Origin of the sequence: Pseudonocardia adelaidensis (assembly GCF_039543345.1) — a bacterium.
Lineage (GTDB): Bacteria > Actinomycetota > Actinomycetes > Mycobacteriales > Pseudonocardiaceae > Pseudonocardia > Pseudonocardia adelaidensis.
The window spans coordinates 24,089-48,639 of sequence record NZ_BAABJO010000007.1 but is presented as its reverse complement, the minus strand read 5'-3'; the positions used below and the strand labels follow the sequence as shown (position 1 = coordinate 48,639).

Sequence of the window (24,551 nt, the reverse complement as noted above, 5' to 3'; positions counted from 1 at the left end):
TACCAATGGGCTATGAGCGCGCCGTCGACGGACACCGACAAGCAGCGGCGCCTGCGCGCACGGCTCGCCGAGCTCATCGCCGCGATGTCGCCCGGGGAGCCGCTCCCCGCCGAGCGCGACCTGGCGCGCGAGCTCGGCGTCGCCCGGATGACGCTGCGCCGCGCCGTCGACGGTCTCGTCGCCGAGGCCGTGCTCGTGCGCAGGCAGGGCGCCGGCACCTTCGTGGCGCCTGCGAAGGTGGCCCATCGGCTCGCCGCCAACTCGTTCTCCGCCGACATGCGCTCCCGCGGGCTGCGGCCGGGCAGCCGCACCCTGCGGTCCGGGCGGGCCCCGGCCGGCGTCATGCTGGCCGCGCTCCTCGAGGTGCCGACGGGCACGCCCGTCCTGCACGTGCGGCGCCTACGGCTGGCCGACGACGAGCCGATGGCGGTGGAGGACCTGCACGTCCCGGCCGACCTCGTGCCCGGGCTCACCGGCGCCGAGCTGGAGGACCGCTCCTACTACGAGCTGCTCGCCGAGCGCTACGGGCACCGGATCGCGTCGGGCACCCAGACCGCGGAGGCCGCGCTCACCAGCGCCGAGGACGCCGCGGTGCTCGGGGTCGAGCCGGGCGCGCCCGCGTTCTGCTTCGAGCGCACCTGCCGGGTGGACGGCGGACGGGTGGCCGAGTTCGTCCGGTCGATCTACCGGGGCGACCGCTACCGGATCATGGCCGACATCTTCCCGTCGTAACCGGGTTGTCGCTTGACGTCACCGGGGTGACCGACACTACAGTTCCCGGAACTAGACCTCTGGTCTCGTCGCGAAGGGAACCCCATGTGGTCGATGCCCGGATCCCGAACAGCGCGACGCGGTGGTGTCCGGCGCAGCGCCGTCGCCGTCGCCGCAGTGGCAGCACTGGGCCTCGCCGGCTGCGGCCAGGGCGATGACGCCGGCGCGGGCGCGGACCGCACGCTGACGGTCTGGATCATGGAGGGCACCAACCCGGACGCCCAGCCGTTCTTCTCGGAGCTCTCCACCGCGTTCCGGCAGCGCACCGGTGCCATGCTGGACGTGCAGTTCGTGCAGTGGGCCTCCGCGCACGACAAGTTCGTCACGGCGATCGCGGGCGGCACCACGCCGGACGTCGCGGAGATCGGCACGACGTGGGTCGGCGAGTTCGGCGACGCGGGCGCGCTGGTCGACCTCACCCCGCGCGTGCAGGAGGCGGGCCTGTCCGACGGCCTGGTCGACGGCCTGGTGGAGGCGGGCACGCTCGGCGGCTCCCTCTACGGCATGCCCTGGTACGCAGGCGTGCGCTCGATCGTCTACCGCACCGACGTGTTCACCGAGCTGGGGCTGCAGCCGCCCACCACGTGGGACGAGCTCGTGGCCGTCGGGCAGCGCATCAAGGAGGCCCGGCCGGACCTGCTGCCGCTGCCCATCGCGGGCGACAACGAGTTCGTCGTCTACCCCTTCGTGTGGGGCGCCGGCGGCCAGCTCGCCACGCAGAACGGCGACACCTGGACCAGCGGCATCGACTCCCCGCAGGCCCGCGCGGGCATCCGGTTCTACGCCGACCTGGCGCTGGAGCACGGGTTCTCCACGCCCGCGGCGGCCACGTGGCGCGAGACCGACGTGCGCGACTCCTTCACCAAGGGCCAGTCCGCGATGATCTTCGCCGGCAGCTGGACCCCCAAGGCGATCCTCGAGGCGGCACCGGACCTGCAGGGCAAGATCGGCGCGTGCCCGATCCCGGGCCCCACCGGAGGGCTCGCCCCGTCCGTGCTCGGCGGGTCGCTGCTGTCGATCTTCAACACCAGTGAGGACCAGGACCTCGCCTGGCAGCTCGTCCAGATGATGGGCACGGGCGAGTTCGCCGCCAAGTGGGCGCAGGAGTCCAGCTACTTCCCGGGCACCACCGCGCTGCTGAACGAGGCCGCGCAGTCCCCCGACCCGCTGGTGGCGCCCTTCGCCCGGCAGATGGTCGACTCCGGGCGCAGCGTGCCGGTCACCCCGGCGTTCGGCCAGATCCAGGGCAAGAAGACGATCGCGGCGATGATGCACTCCATCCTCACCGGCGAGGCCACCGTGGAGCAGGCCACCTCCACCGCGGCGGCGGAGATGAACGAGATCTTCGCCAGCGGCGCATGACGCTCGCCGAGCGCACCGACGTCGAGCCGGGCGTGGCGCCGTCCACGCACCCCGCGCGGCGCCGCGGGTCGCGGACGGCACGGCCGTGGCTGCTGCTGGCGCCCGCCCTGCTGGTGATGGGCGGGTTGCTGCTCTACCCGCTCTTCCGGGTGCTGGTGCTCTCGCTGCAGGACTTCGGGCTCCGCGAGCTCGTGTCCGGCCGCACCCACTGGGTGGGCCTGGGCAACTACGCGGAACTGCTCGGCAGCGCGGACCTGTGGACCACGGTGCTGCCCAACACCGTGGTCTTCGCGGTGGTGGCGGTGGCGCTCACGGTGGTGTTCGGCACGATCGTGGCGCTGCTGCTCGCCCGGCTCACCCCCGTCGTCCGCGGCGTGGTCACCACCGCGATCATGGTGGCGTGGGCCATGCCGGCCGTCACGGGCACGTACGTGTGGGTCTTCGCGTTCGCCCCGGGTGACGGCGTCGCGGTGCAGGCGCTCGATGCGCTCGGCCTCGTCGACGCCGCCACCGCCGACCCGTTCGCCGGCCGGCTCTCCTTCTACGCGGTGGCCGCGCTCAACGTCGTGCACCACGGCTTCCCGTTCGTCGCGCTCACCGTGCTCGCCGGCCTGCTGACGATCCCGCGGGAGCTCACGGAGGCGTCGATCGTGGACGGGGCGGGCCCGTGGCGCCGGTTCCGGTCGTTGACGTTCCCGATGCTGCGGCCGGTGTTCGCGGTGGTCACCGTTCTGTCGACGATCTGGGACTTCAAGGTGTTCACCCAGATCTACCTGATGCCCGGCGGCGACGGCGTCAACCGGGGCGTGCTCACGCTCGGCACCTGGTCGTACGTGGAGTCGTTCGCGCAGAACCGGTACGGGCTCGGCGCCGCGATCGCGGTGCTGCTCACCGCGCTGCTGCTGGTGGTCACGGTGGCCTACCTGCGGCTGCTGTTCCGGGAGGAGGAGCTGTGAGGGCGGCCGGCAAGGGGCTCGGCGTCGCGGGCGTGCTCGGCTTCACGCTGTTCCCGGTCTACCTCATGGTCGTCACCGCGTTGAACGGCGAGGCGAACGCCGGGTCGCGCACGCTGTGGCCGGCCGACTGGACGCTGAAGAACTTCGCCTACGTGGTCGGCGAGGGTGGGTTCGGGCGGTACCTGAGCAACTCGCTGCTCGTCGCCCTCGGCACCGTGCTCGCAGGCGCCCTGCTCGCGCTGCTGGCCGCGGTGGCCGTCTCCCGGTTCCGCTTCCGGTTCAGGACGTCCGTGCTGGTCATGGTGCTGATCATCCAGATGGTGCCGGTGGAGGCGCTGGTCATCCCGCTGTTCATCCAGGCTCGCACCCTGCAGATGCTCGACACGCTCGTCGGGCTCGCCGTCGTCTACCTGGCGTTCTCGCTGCCGTTCGCGATCTGGACGCTGCGCGGGTTCGTCGCCGCGGTGCCCGTCGAGCTCGAGGAGGCCGCCTACCTCGACGGCGCGTCGTGGGGCCGGATGTTCCGGTCGGTGCTGCTGCCGCTGGTGGCGCCGGGCCTGGTGGCCACGAGCGTGTTCTCGTTCATCGTGGCCTGGAACGAGTTCATCTTCGCGCTCACGTTCATGTCCGACGACCAGAACTACACGGTGGCCGTCGGGCTGCGCCGCTTCTTCGGCCAGCACGCCACCGACTGGGGCGCGGTGATGGCCGCGTCGACGCTGATCACGATCCCCGTGATGGTGTTCTTCGTGCTCGCGCAGAAGCGGCTCACCGACGGGCTCGTGGCGGGTGCGGTCAAGGGGTGACACGCGACGAGGCCCTGGTCAACGGGGTGCTGCTGCCGGGCTTCACCGGCACGACGGTGCCCGGCTGGCTGGCCCGCGCCGCCGACGCCGGGCTCGCGGGCGGCTGCCTCTTCGCCGGGAACGTCGGCCCCGGCCTGCGGGAGCTGACCGCGGACCTGCACGGACGCCGCGCGGGCTTCCTCGTCGCGTCCGACGAGGAGGGCGGCTCGGTGACGCGGCTGGACGGCCCGTGGCCCAACTCCGGATGGCCCAGCGCCGCGGCGCTCGGGCGGCTCGACGACGTGGCCGTCACCGAGGCGGTGGCGGCCGGAATCGGCGGGCGGTGCCGGAGCCTCGGGATCGACCTCGCGCTGGCGCCCGTCGCGGACGTCAACGCCGAGCCGGACAACCCGGTGATCGGGGTCCGGTCCTTCGGCGCCACCCCGGAACTCGTGGCGCGGCACACGGTGGCGTTCGTCCGCGGGGTGCAGGGTGCGGGCACCGCCGCCACGGCCAAGCACTTCCCGGGCCACGGGTGCACCACCGTCGACTCGCACCTGGCCCTGCCGGTGATCGGTGCCGACGCCGCCACGCTGCGGGCCCGGGACCTGCCGCCCTTCGCCGCCGCGGTCGCGGCCGGGGTCCGGTGCGTGCTCACCGCGCACGTGCGCTTCCCCGCGCTCGACGACCGGCCGGCCACGATGAGCCCGCCGCTCCTGCGGCTGCTGCGCCGCGAGCTGGGCTTCGACGCCGTCGTGATCAGCGATGCCGTCGACATGGCCGCGATCGCCGCCACGGTCGGGATGGGCCCGGGCGCCGTGGCGGCGGTGGCCGCCGGGGTCGACCTGGTCTGCATCGGCAACCCGCAGAACGGCTACGACGACGAGACCGGCTACCGCGAGGTCCGCGACGCGTTGCTCGCCGCGCTCGCCGACGGCACCCTGCCGCGCGAGCGGGTCGCCGAGGCCGGGCGGCGGGTCGCGCAGCTCGCCGACGGGGTACGCGCGGCACCGGCCGGACGAGGCGACGTGGACGGCACCCAGGTCGTCCGCCGCGTGGCGGAGGTGGCCGGGGACGTGCGCGTCGGGCCGGGCGCGCACGTCGTGGACCTGCGGGGCGGGCGGAACATCGCCGACGGCCGGGCCGGCGAGCCGCGCGTCGCGGAGGCGCTGCGCCGGCGGGACCCGGCGGTGACGGCGGGCCCTGCCGCGCCCGCCGGCAGGCCGCTCGTGGTGGTGGTGGACGGTCCCTCCACCGCGTTCGACGACGTACGGGCCGCTCGCCCGGACGCGGTGGCCGTGCACGTCGGGCTCCCCGGGCGGTGGCGCCCGCCGGCACCCTCGGTCACGGTGTGGGGCGACGGGCCCGCCCACGCCGCCGTTGCCGCGGAGCTTCTGCACCAATAGCCCGATCAGGGGTTTCGGCTGGTATTCCCAGGTGGTCCTCAGGACAGCCTCAGAATCCAGGCGCATCGTCGATGCCATGAGCGACGAGCAGAGGGAGCATGGCCGGGACGCGAGCGCCTCGACCGGTGACTCCCGTACCGAGCAGTACCCCGTTCCGTCGTACGCGGGCGCCCCGGGACCGGCGCACGCGCAACGTGCCGACCAGGCCGAAGCCGGTCAGCAGGGCTTTGCCGGGTACGGCCCGCCGCAGCCGCCTGCCGACGGGTTCTTCCCGCCCCCGCCGAACCACTTCCAGGGCCCTCCGACGGCCACGCTGCCGCCCCAGCCGCGCAAGCAGCGGGGCATGGCGACCGTCGTGGTCGCCGCGGTGGTCGCGGGCCTCGTCGGCGGTGGTGCCGGGTTCGGGGGCGCGTACGCGCTACTCGGCGACCGCCCCGGCGGCACCACGCTCTCGTCGGCGCCGCAGGGCCCGAACGCGGTGAACGCCGCACCCGGGTCCGTCACCGCGGCCGCCCAGACGGTGCTGCCCAGCACCGTCGACATCCGCGCCAGGGTGGCGCAGGGCGAGGCCGAGGGCAGCGGTGTCATCCTCACCGCGAACGGCGACATCCTCACCAACAACCACGTCGTCGCGGGCGCCCGGGACATCTCGGTCACCCTCTCCGACGGCAGCGCGCACCCGGCCACCGTCGTCGGCACCTCACCGAGCTACGACATCGCCGTGATCCGCCTGCAGGGCGCCTCCGGGCTCACCCCGTCGACGCTCGGCGACAGCAACTCGCTGCAGGTGGGCCAGCCGGTCGTGGCCATCGGGTCGCCGCGCGGCCTCACCGGCACCGTCACCACCGGCATCGTGAGCGCGCTCGACCGCACCGTCACCGTGCAGGGCGAGGACGGCCAGGCCGTCGTCTACAACGGCCTGCAGACCGACGCCCCGATCAACCAGGGCAACTCCGGTGGGCCGCTGGTGAACCTCGACGGCCAGGTCGTCGGCATCAACTCGGCCATCGAGACCGCGGGCCAGAACGCCGGCAGCATCGGGCTCGGCTTCGCGATCCCGATCGACCAGGCCAGGCGCGTCGCCGAGGAGATCATGAACTCCGGCACGCCCACCAAGCCGGTCCTCGGGGTGCAGGGCAGCATCGCCGCCAACAGCGCGGAGGGCGCTCAGATCGCGGCCGTCCAGCCGGGCTCACCCGCCGAGGCGGCCGGGCTGCAGGCGGGCGACGTCGTCACGAAGGTCGGCGACGACCAGGTGGCCGACTTCGCCGACCTCATGGCCCGGGTCGGGGCGCACTCCCCCGGCGACCAGGTCGCGCTGACCGTCACCAACGGCGGCGCCGAGCGCACGGTCAACGTCACGCTGGGCAGCCAGCCCGACAAGGCCGCGACCACGAGCCCGAGCGAGGGCGGCGGCAGCGGCAGCAGCCCGTTCGGCGGCCAGAACCCGTTCGGAGGCGGCGGCAACCCGTTCGGCGGAGGCAACTGACAGCCCGCCGATGTCAGCAAAGCCACTTTCATGTCACCTCGTGGCATGAAAGTGGCTTTGCTGACATTGCTGTCATTCCCGCAGGAGCCACGCCCGGATCTCGTCGCCGTCCGCCCCCAACCCCGGGGGCGGCTTGCGGTAGGACGGGGGCGTCACGGAGTACGTCACCGGGTTGCGGACGCTGGGCACGCCGCCCGGCTCGACCACCGGCTCCAGGCCGAGGCGGTCGGCGAGCGCCAGGCCCTCGTCGATCGTGTTGATCGGCCCGCACGGCACGCCCGCGGGCGCGAGGATGTCGAACCACTCCTGCGCGGTCTTCGTGGCCAGCCGCGCCAGCAGCAGCGGCCGCAGCTCGTCACGGTGGGCGTTGCGCGAGCCCATCGAGGCGAAGCGCGGGTCGTCGAGCAGCTCGGGGGCGCCGATCGCGGTGGCGAGCTTGCGGAACTGACCGTCGTTGCCGGCGATGACGATCAGCTCGCCGTCGCCGGTGGGCAGCGGCTCGTACGGGAACAGGGAGAGGTGGGCGTTGCCCAGCCTGCCGGGCACCACCCCGCCTGCGAGCACCGCCGATGTCTGGTTGACCAGGCCGGACAGGGCCGCCGACAGGAGGTTCGTCTCCAGCTTCTGCCCCGCGCCGGTGCGCTCGCGGTGGTGCAGGGCGGCGAGGATCGCGAGCGCCGCGTGCAGCCCGGTGATCACGTCGAAGACCGCGACGCCCGCGCGGTAGGGCGGGCCGTCGGCGTCGCCGGTGAGGCTCATCAGCCCCGACGTCGCCTGCACGAGCAGGTCGTAGCCGGGCAGCGAGGCCCCGCCCGCCGTGCCGAACCCGCTGATCGAGCAGTAGACGACCCGCGGGTTGGCCGCCGAGACGGTGTCGTGGTCGAGCCCGAACCGCGCGAGGCCACCCGGCTTGAAGTTCTCGATCATGACGTCGGCGCGGGCGGCGAGCCGCTGCGCGACGTCGAGGTCGGCCGGGTCGGCGAGGTCGAGCACGATCGACCGCTTGTTCCGGTTGATGGACAGGTAGTAGGTGGCCGTCCCGTCCTCGCTGGTGGGCGGCACCCAGGTGCGGGTGTCGTCCCCGGTGCCGGGGCCCTCGACCTTGATCACGGTGGCGCCGAGGTCGGCGAGCAGCATCGTGGCGTAGGGCCCGGCGAGGATGCGGGAGAAGTCGGCGACGAGCACTCCCGCGAGGGGGCCGGTGACCGGGGTCCCGTCGACGAGGTCGTTGGCATTGCTCACGCTCGGCATCGTACGAACGGCACCCCCGTCCGATGGAGCTGGACGAGAGTGCCGTTCGTTCGGCGGGGCTCACCGCTCCCTGCGCAGCACCGCCAGCGTCACCGCCCCGGCCGCCGCCACGGCCACCGCGCTCGCCCCGAAGGCCAGCTGGTAGCCGGTGGTCAGCGCGTCGAGCGGCGAGGCACCCGCGGCCGTCGCGGCGTCGGTGCGGGCCGCGGCGAGGGCGGCGAGCACCGCCGTGCCCAGCGCGCCACCGACCTGCTGGCTGGTGTTGGCCAGGCCGGACGCGAGCCCGGCGTCCTCGGGCGTGGCGTCGGACATCATCACCGTGGTGACCGCGGGGAGGGCGAGGCCGGCCCCGATGCCGAGCACGAGCATCGACGGCAGCACGTCCACCACGTAGCTGCCCACCGGCGGGCGGGTGAGCAGCAGCAGGCCGGCCACGAGCAGGATCTCGCCGGCGAGCAGCACCGCCCGGGCGCCGGAGCGCGCGATCAGCCGGCCCGACGCGGTGAGCGACACCGCCGCGATCGTGAGCGTGATCGGCAGCAGCGCGAAGCCGGTCTGCGCAGGCGCGTACCCGAGTGCGCGCTGCAGGTACAGCGCGGCCACGAACTGGAAGCCGAGCATGCCCGCCACCATGAGCAGCTGCGCCGCGTTGCCGCCGGACACCGCGCGCGACCGGAAGATCCGCAGCCGGACGAGGGGCTCCGCGGCCCGCCGCTGCCGCACGACGAAACCGGCGAGCAGGGCCACGGCGGCGGTGCCCAACCCGAGCCGCACGGCGAGCGCCGAGGTGTCGACGATCGTGAACACCGTGAGCACGAGTCCGCCCGTGACCAGCAGCCCGCCGACGACGTCCGGGCGCGCCGAACGATCGGCCGGGCGGTCGGCGGCCACGTAGCGCAGCGCGAGCAGCACCGCGGCCACCCCGATCGGCACGTTGACCAGGAAGATCCACCGCCACCCGACGGTCTCGGTGAGCACTCCGCCGAGCAGGGTGCCGATGGACGCCCCGGCCGCGCCGACGAACGCGTAGACGCCCATCGCCCGCGCCCGCTCCCCCGCCTCCGGGAAGAGCGCCACGACCATGCCGAGCACCACGGCCGAGGCCATCGCGGCCCCGACACCCTGCACGAACCGGGCCGCGATCAGCGTTCCGGCGTCGATCGCCAGCCCGCACAGCAGCGAGGCCAGCACGAACAGCGTGAGGCCGCCCAGCAGCATCCGCCGCCTGCCGTAGAGGTCGCCGAGCCGCCCGGCGAGCAGCAGCAGGCCACCCAGCGGCACGAGGTAGGCGTTGACGGTCCAGGCCAGCCCCGCGGTCGTGAAGCCCAGCTCGGCCTGCAGCACCGGCAGCGCGACGCTGGTGATCGTGCCGTCGAGAATGATCATGAGCATCGCGCCGCACAGCACGGCGAGCGCGAGCCAGCGGGATGGTGCGGAGCGCTCCGTCGGAGCGGTCGACCTCGTCATGAGATGGACCGTAGCAGATAGTTTTTTAACAGACAATCCTGATCGGGACGGTCACGCTCCCCGCTTCCGGCGCGGCGCGTGCGGGCTGGGCTCGACGGCCGACAGCGGGCCGCCGTGGGTGACCAGCGTCATCAAGGCGTCCAGGAGCGCGGCGCGCTGCGCGGCCGGCAGCACGCCGAGCACCTCGGCGTACAGGTCGTCGATCACAGCGCGGGCCTTGGCGACGGCCTCGTCGCCCGCCTCGGTGGTGCGGACGATCCGCGCGCGCCGGTCCGTGGGCGACGGCGTGCGCTGCGCCAGCCCGACCTTCTCGAGGTTGTCGCAGGTGACGACCATCGTGGTCTTGTCCAGCAGCGCCAGCTCCGCGAGCTCGCCCTGCGTCAGCTCGTGCGCACCGGCCTTGGAGAGCACGCAGTAGTCGCGCACGGTCATGCCCAGCTCGCCGAGCACGGTGCCCATCCGCGCGGAGAGCGCCTGGCTCGCCTTGTCGAACAGGTAGGAGAGGTCGGCGCGGATCTCGTCGTCGCTGCGCGTGTCCATACGGGCAGAGTACAGACGATCCCGAACGGAACCATCCCGTACGGAACGGTCAGCCCATCAGCACCTGGGCGGTCGCCTCCGGCGCACTGACCATCGCGTCGTGCCCGGCAGCGAGCTCCCGGAACTCCCAGCCCTCGCGCCGGACGATCGCGTGCGCGGAGTGGATCGCCGGGTAGGCGGGCGCGGTGCACGCGATGTACGTGACCGGCCGGCCGCCACCGAGCGGAGCGTGCAGCGGGAACGGCTCGGCGTAGGTGCGCAGCGGGTGCGGGGTGAGCCTGCGGTCGACCCAGGCGATGTCCTCGGGATCGGTCAGGCCGAACGCCGCCGCGCCGGGCGGCGGGAAGACGATGTCGCCGGAGGCCTGCGCCGCGTCCTTGCGCGCGGCCGCCGACTCCGGGGGCAGCCCGTCGAACCCGGGGGCCCCGGCCTCGACCACCAGGCCGTCGAGCAGCACGACCCGGCGCACCCGGTCCGCGGCCTCCTCGGCGACGGCCAGCGCGACGAGCGCCCCGAAGCTGTGCCCGACGAGCACGACGCCGGTCAGCTCCTCGTTGTCGAGCACACCGACGACGTCCTGGACGAGCGTGTCCGGGCCGACGTCCGCGCCGATCAGATGGGCGCGCTCGCCGAAACCCGTGAGCGTCGGCGTGAACACCTCGTGCCCCGCACCGCGCAGCAGCCGCGCCACCCGCCGCCAGCACCACCCGCCGTGCCACGCGCCGTGGACGAGCACGAAAGGATCACTCATGCGGGCGATCCTCTCATTCGGCGGCGGCGGGCACCGACTTCTGCCCGGCACTCGCGGGCTCCGGGTGGCCGAGGTGGCTCAGCCAGCCCCGCAGCACGCGGTGCAGTGCCTCCGCCCCGACGATCTCGCCGGGCGGCGGCAGCTCGGCCGGGTGCAGGAGGAAGCCCCGTGTCTGCGCCCCGCCCAGCCCGCCGTGCGAGCCCACGTGCGGCTCGAACGGGGATGCCTCGTCGCGCGCCGGGTCGTACCGGCTGTTGATCATCACGTCGCCGCAGTGCGGGAAGGTGTCGACGCGGCGCACCAGGTCGGCGGCGTGCGGGCCGTAGGGCACGAGCGGGTCGTCCCCGATGACGACGTCGGTGGCGAGCCTGCGCAGCCCGTCGCGGCCGAGCACGACCGGCCCGAACTCGGCGCTGCGCACCAGGACGAAACCCACGCCGGGGTGGTCGACGAGCGATGGCAGCAGCTCCGGGTACTCGCGCTCGATCGTCTCCAGCTCCACCCGGCCCTCGTGCTCGGTGAACGACACCATCGCGAGGTGGCCGGACCCGACGACCACGACCCCCGCCGCGACCCGCGCCACCGCGCCCGGGGCCCCACTGGGCGTGCGCGGCCGCTCGGCGGCCCCCGCGCGCTCGACCCGGGCGCGCAACCTGCGCGCGATCGGCCCGCCGCCGGACGACGCCTCGGCGAGCACGGCGTCGACCTGCCAGCCCTCGGCCGTGCGGGCCGACCCGGTGTGCGATCCGCGGCGCGGGTCCGGCTGGGGCTCCCCGCACAGCCGCCCGACCAGCGCCTCGATCGACTCGCCGAAGCGGTCGGCGAAGGCCCAGCCCTGGGTCTGGCCGTGGTCGGAGAGCGCGACGATGTGGTAGCGCCGGGGCGCGAGCTGGGTGGCGCGGTGCAGCCTGCCGATCTGCCGGTCGATGCCGCGCAGCACGGCGAGGGAGTCGAAGCGCTCCACCCCGGAGTGGTGGCCCACCTCGTCGTAGCCCATGAAGTCGGCGTAGACCACGGCCCGGCCGGCCATCATGTCCTCGATGATCGCCGAGACCACGACGTCGCGGGCGATCACCGTGGTGCCCGCCCTGGCGAGGGGGTAGAACCCTCCCCTGCTCACCCGCGGCCGCACCCCGGCCCGCCGCTGCCGGACGGCTGCCGAGATCTCCCGCGCGACGTCGACCACTGCGCCGACGACCGTGCGCAACGCGTTGGCGGGGTTGGCGAAGTAGCCGTAGTAGCCGGCCCCGACGCCGTCCCGGCCGCGCCCGCGCCGGCCCGCCCCGCTGATCAGCGGCAGTGCGCTCATCGTGAGGCTGGTGTGCGCGGCGTCGCCGGTGAAGAGGCTCGCCCGCGCGGCGCCGTCCACGGCGAGCAGCCCGCACCCGTCGGAGTGCCTGCGCTCGATCTCCGCGGCGTCCTCCGGGCTGGAGCACGCCATCACGTGGTCGCGGTCCTTCTCGTACCAGCGGAAGCCGAGGATGTCGCTGTTGTCGCCGTGCAGGATCCCGCAGACGCTCGCACCGGTCTGCGAGCTCCAGTCGGTGTGCCAGCCGGCGAGCAGGTGGCTGCCGTCGTCGAGCAGGCGGGCGAGCGCAGGCATGTCCCCGTCGCGGACGGCGCGGCGCAGCGTGTCGATGCCGAGCCCGTCGACCTGCAGGAGCAGCATCCCGGGCGGCATCGTCTCGTCACCGGACGTGTCGCCGCGGGCACCGCGGCGCGCGGTGCGCCGGAAGAACAGCTCGTCCTCGTCGAGCCCCACCACGCTGCTGACGACCGACCCGAGCGCCGCCACCGCGACGGCCACCACCACGGCGGTGCCGAAGTCGGTGATCACCACGCCGGGCACGGCGAAGGAGATCGCCAGCACCCCGGCGCCGAGCAGCAGGAACGAGCCGATCCCCAGCGTGAACACGGCCACCGGCAGCGCGACGCGCAGCACCAGCGGCCACACCACCGCGCTCAGCACGCCGAACAGGAGCGCGCAGACCGTGGGCTGCCACCACTCGGGCATCGAGAACCCGGTGAGCCAGGCGTCGAGCAGCCGCAGGGCGCCCACCGCGAGCAGCCACACGAGCAGCACGCGCGCGACCACGCGCCCACCGCGAACGAGCCGCCCGCCTCCCGTCGGCGCCATCACCGCACCGCACCCGCGCGGGCGCGCCTGCGCCGGAGCCACGCGGACACCAGCGAGCCGATCCCGGCCAGCACGAGCACCAGCAGCGCCGCCAGCGTGGTGGCGAGCACCGGGTCGTCGAACAGCCCGCCGGACAGCACTCCCAGCAGCGCGTACGCAACCGCCCAGAGGATGCACCCGAGGACCGCGGCGGGCACGAGGCGCCGCCACGGGTACTCGAGCGCACCCGCCGCGAGCAGCACCGGGATCCGGCCGGCCGGCATCAGCCGTCCGATGACGACGATCACGGCCCCCCGCCGCTCGAACTGCGCCCGCACCGCCGCCAGCCGTTCCGGCGACTGGCGCCCGGTCACCCAGCGCTGGGCGACCGAGCTGCCCGCGTGGGCGAAGGCGAACGTGACGAAGTCGCCGAGGAGCGCCCCGAGCACCGAGAGCAGGAGCACGAGGGGGAGCGACAGGGCGCCGGTGGTCACGGCGACCGCCGCGGCGGCACCCACGACGGCCCCGGTGGGGACGATCGGGATGATCGAGCCGATCAGCACACCGCCGAAGAGCGCGGAGTAGCCGAGCGCGGACGGGTCCGTCCAGCCCGCCGCCTGCGCGGTGGTCATCGCACCACCGGCTGTGCCCCGTCCGGAGCGACCGCGGCGCCCGGTTGCGTCACCAGCACCCGCGTGCGCTCCCCCGCCGCCGCCACGGCCGCGGCGAACCGCTGCGGCGGCTCGACGAGCAGCTCGCGCATCCGCGCGCCGACCCGCCCCGGGAGCCGCGGCAGGCCGCTCATGGCGAGCGTGCCCCAGTGGACCGGCACGGCCACCCGCGGCCGCAACAGCCCGACGGCCTCGGCGGCGCGCTGCGGGTCGAGGTGGCCGGGCCCCAGCGTGAGCCCCCACCCCCACACCGGCAACAACGCGGCGTGCAGGGGGCCGAACGTCGCCATGCCGGGGAACAGGTCCGTGTCGCCCGCCGCGTAGACCCGGTGGCTCGCGGACTCGATGACGTGCCCCATCGCCGCGGCCTGCGGCCCACGCGTGGAGCGCGGCCCGAACCGGTGCCCGCTGTGGACGGCGGGCACCCCGTGTACCCGCAGGCCGCCGTGCTCGAGCTCCTCGCCGGGGGCGAGCTCCTCGACGTTGCGGATGCCGCGCCCGCGCAACCACCGCCCGGCGCCCCGGGGCACCACCACGCGCGCCGTGCGCGGGAGCAGGCCCAGCGACGGCAGGTGCAGGTGGTCGCCGTGGAGGTGGGACAGCAGCACCAGGTCGGTGTCGGCGAAGTGGGCGCGATCGGGCTGCGGGTTCACCCGGCGCAGCGGGCCGACGCCGCCGGTGAGCAGCGGGTCGGTGAGCACGACCGATCCGGCCAGCTCCAGCCGCACGGTGGAGTGGCCGAGGAAGCGCATCGCGAGCCCGTGCACACCCCCAGTATCACTGCCCACCCGTGAGTGGATACGAGTGCTCCAGGCCTCGTTTCCACTCACGGGTCGGGATCAGGCGAAGCGGGCCGGCTGGCCGGTGGACTCCAGCACCGCCATCCACAGGTCGCCGTGCGGGTCGACCTGGTTGCGGCGGCTCACCGCCACGTGCATCGGGATGTGGACGAACCGGCGCCGGTAGCGGCCCACCACCATCTCGGTGCGCCCGGACATCGCCGCGTGCACCGCCGCCTGCGACAGCCGCACGCAGTACACCGAGTCGTACGGGTTGGCCGGGACGCTGCGGATCGCGTAGCTCGGGTCGATGTAGCGGATCGAGGTCTCGATGCCCGCGTCGGAGAAGTGGTCCGCGATGCGGCGGCGCAGCCAGGGCCCGATGTCGTGCAGCCGGGCGTTGCCGGACGCGTCCCGCGCGTCCTCGTCAATCCCGCCGAGCAGCTCCTGGCCGGCGCCCTCGGCGACGACCACCACCGCGTGCCCGCGCTCGGAGACCCGGCGCCGGACGTGGGCCAGCAGGCCGTGCTCGCCGTCCAGCGCGAACGGGACCTCGGGGATCAGCACGGCGTCGGCGCCGCTGCGGGCGAGCGCCGCGTAACAGGCGATGAAGCCGGAGTGCCGCCCCATCAGCTTGACGAGCCCGACGCCGCCCGCCGTGGACTTGGCCTCCACCTGCGCGGCGCGGATGGCGTCGCTGGCCAGGCTGAACGCGGTCTGGAAGCCGAAGCTCTGGTCGATGTAGGGGATGTCGTTGTCGATCGTCTTCGGGATGCCGACGACCGCGATCAGCAGGCCGCGGTCGGCGATCGTGCGCGCGATCTGCATCGCCCCGCGCATCGAGCCGTCGCCACCCACCACGAACAGGATGTTGACGTGCAGCCGCTCCAGGCAGTCGACGATCTCCTCGGGGTCCTGTGGTCCGCGAGAGGTGCCGAGCACGGTGCCGCCGTCGGTCGCGATGTCGCGCACCGACTCCGGGGTGAGGTCGACGACGTCGTGGCCGTACCGCGCCACGAACCCCTGGTAGCCGTTGCGGATGCCGACCACGCGCCGCACGCGGTAGTGGTAGGTCAGCGTGCGGACGAGGCCGGCGATCACGTCGTTGAGCCCGGGGCACAGCCCGCCGCACGTGACGATCGCGGCGCGCGTCTTGGCCGGGTCGAAGAAGATCTTCCGGCGCGGGCCGCACGGCTCCATGCCGGGCAGCTGGTCCGGCGCCACACCGCGGGAGGAGATCCCGGTGAGGGTGTCGTCGAGCAGCACGCGGTCGTGCTCGTTGATGTAGTGCTCCGTGGTCCGCGTGGCGTCCAGCAACGGCGCCATCGGGGACGTGATGCGGGCCGTTCCCAGCGTGTTGATCGTGAGGTCGGGGGGTGGCTCGAGGCGGGGCAGCTCGACGACGGTGCCCTCGTGGCCCGGGCCGTCGTGCTCGTCTGAGAAGGCGGTGCTCACGGCGCTCCCTGCGTCGACAGCAAGGTCCGACCACGCCGCGGCACTGGGGACGACGGTCTACTTGACCGTTACAGGATGCCCGCTCGTGCCGGCGCGGACCAGCCCGGCCGTCGAGGTGTTCCCCATTCCACATGCTTGCGAATGCCAACGATCCCGTGCTCATCTGATGTGGTGACCTCCCCCCGCCCGGCGCTCGTGATCACGGTGCTCGCGTCCTGCGGGTTGGCCGTCTCGCTGATGCAGACCCTGGTCGTGCCGCTGCTCCCGCAGTTCCCACAGCTGCTGTCGGCCTCGCCGGGCACGGTGGCCTGGCTGGTCACGGCCACGCTGGTGGCGGCGGCCGTCTGCGCGCCGGTCATGGGGCGGCTCGGCGACATGTACGGCAAGCGCCGGATCCTGCTCGCCGGGCTCGGGATCGTCACGGCGGGCTCGGTGCTCGGCGCGGTCGCCCCCAACGTCGGGGTGCTCATCGCCGCGCGGGCGCTGCAGGGCGTCGCGATGGGCGTGATCGCGCTCGGCATCAGCGTGATGCGCGACGTGCTCCCGCCGGAACGCGTCGGCAGCGGGATCGCGCTGATGAGCTCGTCGCTGGGGATCGGCGGGGCGGTCGGGCTGCCGCTCACCGGCATCGTGGCGCAGCAGGCGAGCTGGCGGTGGCTCTTCGTCGGGGCGGCGGTGCTCGGCGCCGTGCAGTTCGTCCTCGTGCTCCTCGTCGTGCGGGAGTCGCCCCTGCGCTCCGGCGGCCGGTTCGACCTGCTGGGGGCGCTCGGCCTGTCGGCCGCGCTCGTCTGCCTGCTGCTCGCGATCTCGAAGGGCAACGAGTGGGGCTGGGGCAGCGCGCTCGTGCTCGGCCTGCTCGGCACGGCCGCCGTCGTCTTCGCGCTGTGGGTCGCCTGGGAGCTGCGGCTCCGGCGGCCGCTCGTCGACCTGCGGGTCTCCGCCCGCCCGTCCGTGCTCTGGACGAACGTCGCGTCCATCGCGGTCGGCTTCGGGATGTTCGCGAGCTTCCTCGTGACGACGCAGATCCTGCAGGCGCCGCGCGCCACCGGGTACGGCTTCGGCATGTCCCTGGTGGCGGCGGGCGTCGCGCTGCTCCCGATCGGCGGGGCGATGACGATCTTCTCCCCGGTGTCGGCCCGGGTCTCGCGGCGCCGCGGCGCGCGCACGACGCTCGTGCTCGGCGCCACGATCCTCGCGCTGGGCAACGTGCTGATGGCGACGCTGCCGGGATCGCTCCCGCTGATCGTGGCGGCGTGCACCACCACCGCGATCGGCGCGGCGCTGGCCTACTCCGCGATCCCCCTGCTGATCATGGACTCGGTGCCGCGCGCCGAGACCGCAGCCGCCAACAGCCTCAACACGCTCATGCGGATGCTCGGCACGTCCTCGTGCAGCTCGTTCGTCGCGGCGATCGCCACCGGCCTGACGACGACCGTCGCCGGCCGGTTGCTGCCCGCGGCGGGCGCGTACACGGTGATCTACCTCGCCGCCGCGGCCGCCGCGGCGCTGGGCGCCACCATCGCCGCACTCACCCCCCGCGCCGCCGTGGCCGCCTCCCTCCGGGTGGCCGCGGAGCCGAGTACCGCGCAAGCGGCCTGAGCCGCGCCGGTTCCGCGGCTGCCGCCGGAGCGCCACACACCAACCTCGGCGCCCACACACCAACTGCAGTTGGCGTGCCAGCACCTGAGTTGGTGTGCGACCGACCTGCCGACGCCGCCCGCGAACTCAGCGGGGGTCGCGGCGGATCGGGTGGTCCTCCGGCACCTGCACCAGGACGATCCTCGTGCCGTCCGGGTCGGTGACCCACATCTCGTGCAGGCCCCACGGCTCCTGGCGCGGTTCGCGCACGACGTGGCCGGCGAGCTCGCGGTGGGCCGCCGCGAGGTCGCGGACCTGCAGCCACAGCGCCACGGCCGGGCCGGCCGGGGCATCGGCGCTCCCGGAGAGCTCCAGGTAGCCGCCGCCGAGGAAGAACACGGTGCCGCCGGGGAACTCGCGGGCGATCGCGAGCCCGAGCACGTCGCGGTAGAACGCGAGGCTGCGCTGCATGTCGACGGGCCGCAGCAACACCCGTCCCGAGAGGATCTCCATATCAGGCGGGGTGCTCGGCGAGGTGCTCGAGGACGAGGTCCGCCAGCTGGTCGGGGGCCTCGTCGGGGATCCAGTGGCTCACGCCGCGCAGCTCGGCGTAGCGGAACGGCCCGGCGACGTGGTCCCGCACCAGCTCGGTGGACTGCCGGGTGAGGGCGGTGTCGCCGTCGCTCCAGACGAACAGGGTGGGCACCCCCACCGGCGGGTCGGGGTCGCCGGGCGGTCCGGAGAACATCCCGCGGTACCAGTTCAGCGCGGCCCTGAGCGCCGCCGGGTCGGCGAGGCCGGCCGCGTCGCGCTGCGCCGCGTCCTTCGACTGGCCGGTGCGGCGCAGCGCCGCCACGAGCCGCCGGGAGAACGGGCCGCCGTTGGCGGCGAGCAGCCGCTCCGGCAGCCAGGGCAGCTGGAACGCGTAGACGTACCAGGACGCGAGCCCCTGCCGCGTGGTGACGAGCGAACGCAGGTAGGCCGCGGGCGGTGGCACCGACACGGCGGTCAGCGTGCGGACCCGCTCCCCGTGCCGCGCCGCGAGCCGCCAGGCGACGGCGGCGCCCCAGTCGTGCCCGACGATGTGGACGCGCGCGGCCCGGCCGACCAGACCGTCCACCACCGCGAGCGCATCGTCCACCATCTCGCCGAGCCGGTAGGCGTCGCGCCCGGCCGGCCGCGCCCGCGGCGAGTAGCCGCGCTGGTCCGGAGCGAGCGTGCGGTAGCCGCGTTCGGCGAGCCGGGTGGCGACGGCGTGCCATGAGTCGCCCCGCTGGGGGAACCCGTGCAGGAGCAGGACCGGATCGCCGTCCGGTGGCCCCAGCTCGCGCACGTCGAAGATCAGGCCGCCTCGCTTCGCCGTGCGCACTGAGCCGTTGAGCACCACCACATTCTGCCCGGCGTCCCCCGCCTGTCGGTTGTGCGACGCGGGTGGCGTCGAGTTGGGTGGGCGCGGCGTACGGTGCATCCGGCCACCAGCGACGGGAGTGAAGAAGATCGTGACGCAGTTCCAACGGGTCGCCATCGTCAACCGCGGCGAGCCGGCGATGCGCCTCATCCACGCGGTGCGGGAGTGGAACGCCGAGGGGAACGGCACCGCGCCGCTGCGCACGATCGCGGTCTACACCGCCGTCGACCGGCACGCCATGTTCGTCCGCGAGGCCGACGAGGCGGTGCTGATCGGTCCCGAGGACCCCGAGCAGGCGTTCGCCACGAGCCCCTACCTCGACTACGCCGAGCTCGAGAGCGGACTGCGCGCCGCCCGCGCCGACGCGGTGTGGCCCGGGTGGGGCTTCGTGTCGGAGAAGGCCGAGTTCGCCCGGCTGTGCCGCGAGCTCGGGATCGTCTTCATCGGCCCGTCGCCCGAGGTGATGGAGCGGCTCGGCGACAAGATCGCGTCGAAGGTGCTGGCCGAGGAGGTCGGCGTCCCCATGGCCGCCTGGAGCGGCGGCCCGGTGGCCGACGCCGAGGAGGCACGGGAGCACGCCGAGCGGATCGGCTTCCCACTGATGATCAAGGCAACCGCGGGCGGCGGGGGCCGCGGCATCCGCCGGGTCGACTCCCCCGACCAGCTCGCCGACGCCTTCGAGCGCGCGACCTCGGAGGCGTCGAAGACCGCGGGCGACGCCACCGTGTTCCTGGAGCGGGCGATCCCCGGTGGGCGCCACGTCGAGGTGCAGGTCGTCGCCGATGCGTCCGGCGACGTCTGGACGCTCGGCGTGCGCGACTGCTCGGTGCAGCGGCGCAACCAGAAGGTGATCGAGGAGTCGGCCTCCACCGCGCTCGACGCCGAGCAGGAGCAGCTGCTGCGCACGTCGGCCGCGGAGCTGGCCCGGGCCGCGGGCTACGTCAACGCGGGCACCGTCGAGTTCCTGTACGAGCCGCGGGAGCGGCTATTGTCGTTCCTCGAGGTCAACACGCGGCTGCAGGTCGAGCACCCGGTCACCGAGGCCACCACGGGCGTCGACATCGTCAAGCTGCAGCTGCACGTGGCCATGGGCGGCAAGCTCGCCGACATCGCACCCGAGGCCCCGCCCGCCCGCGGGCACGCGATCGAGGCGCGGCTCACCGCCGAGGACCCCGAGCAGGGCTTCGCCCCGGCGCCGGGCCGGATCGAGCACCTCGCGCTGCCCAGCGGGCCCGGCGTCCGCGTCGACACCGGGGTCGCCTCCGGGGACGTGATCCCGCCGCAGTTCGACTCCATGATCGCCAAGGTGATCGCGTGGGGCCGCGACCGCGACGAGGCGCGGGCCCGGCTCTCGCGGGCGCTCAAGCAGACCGCTGCCGTGATCGACGGCGGCACCACCAACAAGGCGTTCCTGCTCGACCTGCTCGACCGCCCCGAGGTCCGCTCCGGCGACCTCGAGACCACCTGGCTCGACCGGATGATGGCCGACGGCTACGAGCCGCCGCGGCGGCTGGACGTCGCGCTGCTCGCCACGGCCGTGGAAGCGCAGGACGCGCACGTGGCGCGCCAGCGCGAGCGGCTGTTCGCCTCCGCGGAACGCGGGCGCCCCGAGGTCGGCCACGAGACCTGGTACCAGGTGGACGTGCGGGCGGCGGGCGAGTCGTACCGGCTGCGGGTGGCCCAGTCGCGCGGCACGCGCTACCACGTGGAGCTCGACGGCAAGGCCGTCGACGTCGACGCGGAGCGCACCGGCCGGTTCGAGCGCAAGCTCACGGTGGCGGAGGAGTCCTACTCGGTGCTCTCGGTGCCGCAGGGCCCCGACTTCCTCGTCGAGGTCGACGGCGCCGTGCACCGGATCTCCGGCGGCGAGGCCGGCCTCGTCAGGGCCCCCGCGCCCGCGGTGATCGTCGCGATCCCGGTGGCGCCGGGCGACGCCGTCGAGGCGGGCGACGTCGTGGCCGTCGTGGAGAGCATGAAGTTGGAGACGGCCCTGCGCGCCCCGGTGTCGGGTCGGGTGCGTGAGGTGCTGGTGGCCGCCAACACCCAGGTCGACGGCGGCACCAAGATCGTCCGTCTCGAGCCGGAGGGCGACGCGGTCGGGACGGCCACCGGCGAGCGGGCCGACTTCAGCCAGCTGGCAGGCCCCCCGGTCACCGGCTCCGACGCGGCCGCGCGGGCCGCCGACGCGCTGCGGTCGCTGCGCTTCCTGGTACTGGGCTACGACATCGACGAACGTGACGCCCAGCCGCTCCTCGCCGCGCTCTCCGCCGCCCGCGCGGACCTCCCGCCGGACGACCCCGGCGTGCTCGCGGGCGAGACCGCCGTGCTGCGCATCTTCGCCGACCTGTGCGCGCTCTCGCGCAACCGCCGCGGCCCCGAGGACGAGACCCAGCAGGTCGACCCGGCCGGCGAGGAGGCGCGCAACCCGCAGGAGTACCTGTACGCGTTCCTGCGCTCGCGCGACGCCGACGCCGAGGGCCTGCCGGAGTCGTTCCGCGACCGGTTGCGCCGGGCGCTGGGGCACTACGACGTACCCGACCTCACGCCGTCGGACTCCGTGTCGGCCGCCGCGCTGCACAGCGCGCTGTACCGGATGTTCCTCGCCCACCGCCGCGCCACCGCGCACGTGCCGGTGGTGCTGGAGCTCCTCGAATGGCGCCTGAGCCACCCCGACTCGCTCCCGCCCACCGCGCGCACGGACTACCAGCGCATGCTCGACCGGCTCGTCACCGCCACCCAGCTGCGGCACCCGGTGGTCGGCAGCCTCGCCCGGCGGGTGCGCTACACCCTGTTCGACGCGCCGCTGATCGCTGCCGAGCGCGCCGAGGGCCAGGCGGAGGTGCGGGCGGAGCTGGACCGGCTGTCGGACGACCCCGCGGTGCGGGCGCGGCAGATGGACCGCATCGTGTCCGCGGGGGAACCCATCCTCGGGGTGTTCGGCGCGCGGCACCACGCGGCGATGCTCGAGGTGATGACGCGGCGCTACTACCGCATCCGCACCCTGCGCGACCTGCGGGTGACCGACCGCGGCGGACGCCCGCTGCTCACGGCGTACCACGAGCACGGCGGGCGGGAGCTCACGGTGCTCGCCACCACCGTGCACACCGCCCCGGACGCGCCCGCGTGGGGCGAGCCGATGACCGTGCAGGGCGACCTGCGGCGGATCATCGCGCAACTGCCCGAGGGCAGTACGGTGCTGCTCGACCTCTACATCATCGCGGGCGAGGCGCCCGACGCCGACCCGGAGCGGTCGTCGGAGAAGATCCGCGCGATGCTCGGGCGGCTCCCGGAGCGGCTCGCCCGCGTCGCGGTGGCGGTGCGCCGCCCGCGCGGGGACGAGCGGTCGGCGTGGTTCACCTTCGTCGCCGGACCGGACCGGCGACCGGTGGAGGACCGCACGCTGCGCGGCCTGCACCCGATGGTCGCCGAACGGCTCGGGCTGTGGCGACTCGCCGACTTCGAGCTCACCCGGCTGCCGTCGCCGATCGACGTGCACCTGTTCCGCGCGGTCGGCCGCAACGTGCCCGCCGACAAGCGCCTCATCGCGCTGTCGGACGTCCGTGAGCTGACCGTGCTGCGCAACGGCGAGAACGGGGAGGGCCGCATCCGCGCGCTGCCCCAGCTGGAGCAGGTCCTCGACTCCTGCCTCGACGCCGTCCGCTCGGCCCGCGCCGCCAACCGCGAGGACGCGCGCCTCGACTGGAACCGGGTGCTGCTCTACGTCTGGCCCGTCGTCGACGTGCCCTTCGAGGAGCTCGACTCCGTGGTCCGGGTACTGGCGCCCCGGTCGGAAGGGCTCGGCCTCGAGCAGGTCGTCGTCCAGTTCCGGCACGTCGGGGACGGCAGTGCTGATGCGCGCTCCGCTGACGCTCCGCGCGGTGGCGAGCCGAAGGAGTACCTGCTGCGGATGTCGCGCCCGCCGGGTGCCGGGCTCACCGTGCAGGTCACCGAGCCGCCGACGGAGCCGATGCGCGAGCTGGACGCGTACGCGCAGAAGGTGATCCGGGCCCGCAGGCGCGGCGCCGTCTACCCGTACGAGCTGGTGCCGATGCTGCAGCGCAGCCCGGACCGCGGCGGCCCGAACGGCACCTTCACCGAGTACGACCTCGGCCCGGACGGCGCTCCCGTCGTCGTGGAGCGGCCGCCGGGGCAGAACACGGCGAACATCGTGCTCGGCACCGTCACGACGCCGACGCGGCGCTACCCCGAGGGCATGACGCGCGTCGTGCTCATCGGCGATCCCACCAAGGCACTCGGCGCGCTCGCCGAGCCGGAATGCGCCCGCGTGCTCGCCGCGATCGAGCTCGCGCGCCGCCTCGACGCGCCGATCGAGTGGTTCGCGGTGTCGGCCGGCGCGAAGATCGCCATGGACTCCGGCGTGGAGAACATGGACTGGATCGCCAGGGCCCTGCGCGGGATCGTCGAGTTCACCCAGGAGGGCGGCGAGATCAACATCGTCGTCACCGGGATCAACGTCGGCGCCCAGCCGTACTGGAACGCCGAGGCCACGATGCTCATGCACACCAAGGGCATCCTCGTGATGACGCCGGACAGCGCGATGGTGCTCACCGGCAAGCAGGCCCTCGACTACTCGGGTGGCGTCTCCGCCGAGGACAACTTCGGCATCGGCGGGTACGACCGGATCATGGGCCCGAACGGGCAGGCGCAGTACTGGGCGCCCGACCTGTCCGGGGCGGTGGACGTGCTGCTCGCCCACTACGAGCACACCTACCGCGCGCCCGGCGAGCGCTTCCCCCGTCCGGCGCCGACGACCGACCCGGTGGACCGCGACATCTCCGACTCGCCGCACTCGGGCCCCGGATGCGACTTCACCCGGGTCGGGGAGATCTTCTCCGCCAACCCGGAGCGCAAGAAGCCGTTCGACATCCGCTCGCTGCTGCGCGCGGTGGCCGACGCCGACCACCCCACGCTCGAACGCTGGATCGACATGATCGACGCCGACGGCGTCGTCGTGCTCGACGCGCACCTCGGCGGCCAGCCGATCTCCCTGATCGGCGTCGAGTCCCGGCCCCTGCCCCGGCGCGGGCTGCTTCCGATGGACGGGCCGACCACGTTCACGGCGGGCACGCTGTTCCCGAGGTCGTCGAAGAAGATGGCGCGCGGGATCAACGCCGCGAGCGGCAACCGCCCGCTCGTGATCCTCGCGAACCTGTCGGGCTTCGACGGCTCGCCGGAGTCGCTGCGCCAGCTGCAGCTGGAGTACGGCGCGGAGATCGGCCGGGCCGTCGTGAACTTCGACGGCCCGATCGTGTTCTGCGTGGTCTCCCGCTACCACGGGGGCGCGTACGTGGTGTTCAGCGGCACCCTCAACGACAACATGGAGGTCGCCGCCGTCGAGGGCTCGTACGCCTCGGTCATCGGCGGCGCGCCCGCCGCGGCCGTGGTGTTCGCCGGGGAGGTCAACAAGCGCACGGCCGCCGACCCGCGCGTCGCCGACCTGGAGGCCCGCATCGCCGAGGCCCGCCAGAACGGCGCGGAGGAGGAGGCCGCCCGGCTCACCAACGAGCTCGCGACCCTGCGCCCCGGCGTGCGGGCGGAGGTGCTGGGCCAGGTGGCGGACGAGTTCGACACCGCCCACAGCGTGGAACGCGCCCAGCGCGTGGACTCGGTGGACGTGATCGTGCCGGCGAAGGGCCTGCGCCCCTACCTGGCGGATGCCGTCCGCAGGGGGATGGAGCGGGCCGGCACCACGCGCCCCTGAATGCCAGCATGGTGGCTTTGCTGGCGTAACACGGCAGCATGGCC

General features: G+C 74.1%; 18 protein-coding genes. 8 read left to right on the top strand and 10 right to left on the bottom strand.

Going from position 1 to position 24,551, the window contains the following annotated elements; genetic code table 11:
* Positions 1-12: 12 nt before the first annotated feature.
* The 6 genes from ABEA81_RS10830 (at position 13) to ABEA81_RS10805 (ending at position 6,769) form a co-directional block, all read left to right on the top strand.
* Positions 13-732, top strand: coding sequence for a GntR family transcriptional regulator (locus tag ABEA81_RS10830; protein ID WP_345604812.1), 720 nt, complete (start codon positions 13-15; stop codon positions 730-732).
* 156 nt (positions 733-888) lie between these two features.
* Positions 889-2,133 carry a sugar ABC transporter substrate-binding protein gene (locus ABEA81_RS10825; RefSeq protein WP_345604811.1) on the top strand — a complete coding sequence of 415 codons (1,245 nt, stop codon included), beginning with the start codon at positions 889-891 and terminating at the stop codon, positions 2,131-2,133.
* Complete coding sequence (locus tag ABEA81_RS10820; RefSeq protein ID WP_345604810.1) at positions 2,130-3,089, top strand: carbohydrate ABC transporter permease; 960 nt, start codon at positions 2,130-2,132, stop codon at positions 3,087-3,089. Before ABEA81_RS10825 ends, ABEA81_RS10820 begins: the two co-directional genes overlap by 4 nt.
* The gene (locus tag ABEA81_RS10815) at positions 3,086-3,895 is read left to right on the top strand and encodes a carbohydrate ABC transporter permease (RefSeq protein WP_345604809.1); all 810 of its coding nucleotides are present in this window, start codon (positions 3,086-3,088) and stop codon (positions 3,893-3,895) included. The genes ABEA81_RS10820 and ABEA81_RS10815 overlap by 4 nt, the downstream gene beginning before the upstream one ends.
* Positions 3,892-5,280 carry a glycoside hydrolase family 3 N-terminal domain-containing protein gene (locus tag ABEA81_RS10810; protein WP_345604808.1) on the top strand — a complete coding sequence of 463 codons (1,389 nt, stop codon included), beginning with the start codon at positions 3,892-3,894 and terminating at the stop codon, positions 5,278-5,280. Before ABEA81_RS10815 ends, ABEA81_RS10810 begins: the two co-directional genes overlap by 4 nt.
* Positions 5,281-5,356: 76 nt before the next feature.
* Positions 5,357-6,769 carry a S1C family serine protease gene (locus ABEA81_RS10805; protein WP_345604807.1) on the top strand — a complete coding sequence of 471 codons (1,413 nt, stop codon included), beginning with the start codon at positions 5,357-5,359 and terminating at the stop codon, positions 6,767-6,769.
* 72 nt (positions 6,770-6,841) lie between these two features.
* Here ABEA81_RS10805 and ABEA81_RS10800 read toward each other — a convergent pair whose 3' ends face one another.
* From ABEA81_RS10800 to ABEA81_RS10765, 8 genes are all read right to left on the bottom strand, one after another.
* A complete protein-coding gene (locus ABEA81_RS10800) occupies positions 6,842-8,011 on the bottom strand; it encodes a CaiB/BaiF CoA transferase family protein (RefSeq protein WP_345604806.1) in 1,170 nt (389 codons plus the stop codon).
* Positions 8,012-8,080: 69 nt separating this feature from the next.
* A complete protein-coding gene (locus tag ABEA81_RS10795; protein ID WP_345604804.1) occupies positions 8,081-9,487 on the bottom strand; it encodes an MFS transporter in 1,407 nt (468 codons plus the stop codon).
* 51 nt (positions 9,488-9,538) lie between these two features.
* Positions 9,539-10,027: a MarR family winged helix-turn-helix transcriptional regulator gene (locus ABEA81_RS10790; RefSeq protein WP_345604803.1), complete on the bottom strand. Its 489-nt coding sequence runs from the start codon at positions 10,025-10,027 to the stop codon at positions 9,539-9,541.
* A 49-nt stretch (positions 10,028-10,076) separates the two neighbouring features.
* Positions 10,077-10,778: an alpha/beta fold hydrolase gene (locus ABEA81_RS10785; protein ID WP_345604802.1), complete on the bottom strand. Its 702-nt coding sequence runs from the start codon at positions 10,776-10,778 to the stop codon at positions 10,077-10,079.
* A gap of 13 nt (positions 10,779-10,791) precedes the next feature.
* The gene (locus ABEA81_RS10780; protein ID WP_345604801.1) at positions 10,792-12,915 is read right to left on the bottom strand and encodes a phage holin family protein; all 2,124 of its coding nucleotides are present in this window, start codon (positions 12,913-12,915) and stop codon (positions 10,792-10,794) included.
* Positions 12,915-13,526 (bottom strand): DedA family protein, encoded by a 612-nt coding sequence (locus tag ABEA81_RS10775; protein ID WP_345604800.1) that lies wholly within the window; start codon positions 13,524-13,526, stop codon positions 12,915-12,917. The genes ABEA81_RS10780 and ABEA81_RS10775 overlap by 1 nt, the downstream gene beginning before the upstream one ends.
* The gene (locus ABEA81_RS10770) at positions 13,523-14,332 is read right to left on the bottom strand and encodes an MBL fold metallo-hydrolase (protein ID WP_345605051.1); all 810 of its coding nucleotides are present in this window, start codon (positions 14,330-14,332) and stop codon (positions 13,523-13,525) included. Before ABEA81_RS10770 ends, ABEA81_RS10775 begins: the two co-directional genes overlap by 4 nt.
* 72 nt (positions 14,333-14,404) lie before the next feature.
* Positions 14,405-15,739 (bottom strand): ATP-dependent 6-phosphofructokinase, encoded by a 1,335-nt coding sequence (locus ABEA81_RS10765; protein WP_425570520.1) that lies wholly within the window; start codon positions 15,737-15,739, stop codon positions 14,405-14,407.
* Between the two features lie 231 nt (positions 15,740-15,970).
* Between ABEA81_RS10765 and ABEA81_RS10760 the strand changes: the two genes are divergently transcribed.
* A complete protein-coding gene (locus ABEA81_RS10760) occupies positions 15,971-17,398 on the top strand; it encodes an MFS transporter (protein ID WP_345604799.1) in 1,428 nt (475 codons plus the stop codon).
* Between the two features lie 126 nt (positions 17,399-17,524).
* On the opposite strand, the gene ABEA81_RS10755 is transcribed toward ABEA81_RS10760, so the two are convergent.
* Positions 17,525-17,890: a VOC family protein gene (locus ABEA81_RS10755; RefSeq protein ID WP_345604798.1), complete on the bottom strand. Its 366-nt coding sequence runs from the start codon at positions 17,888-17,890 to the stop codon at positions 17,525-17,527.
* Between the two features lies 1 nt (position 17,891).
* On the bottom strand, positions 17,892-18,761 hold the full coding sequence (locus tag ABEA81_RS10750) for an alpha/beta fold hydrolase (RefSeq protein WP_345604797.1): 870 nt from the start codon (positions 18,759-18,761) through the stop codon (positions 17,892-17,894).
* Positions 18,762-18,924: 163 nt separating this feature from the next.
* Between ABEA81_RS10750 and ABEA81_RS10745 the strand changes: the two genes are divergently transcribed.
* Positions 18,925-24,507, top strand: a complete 5,583-nt coding sequence (locus ABEA81_RS10745) for an ATP-binding protein (protein WP_425570519.1) — start codon at positions 18,925-18,927, stop codon at positions 24,505-24,507.
* Positions 24,508-24,551 lie beyond the last annotated feature (44 nt).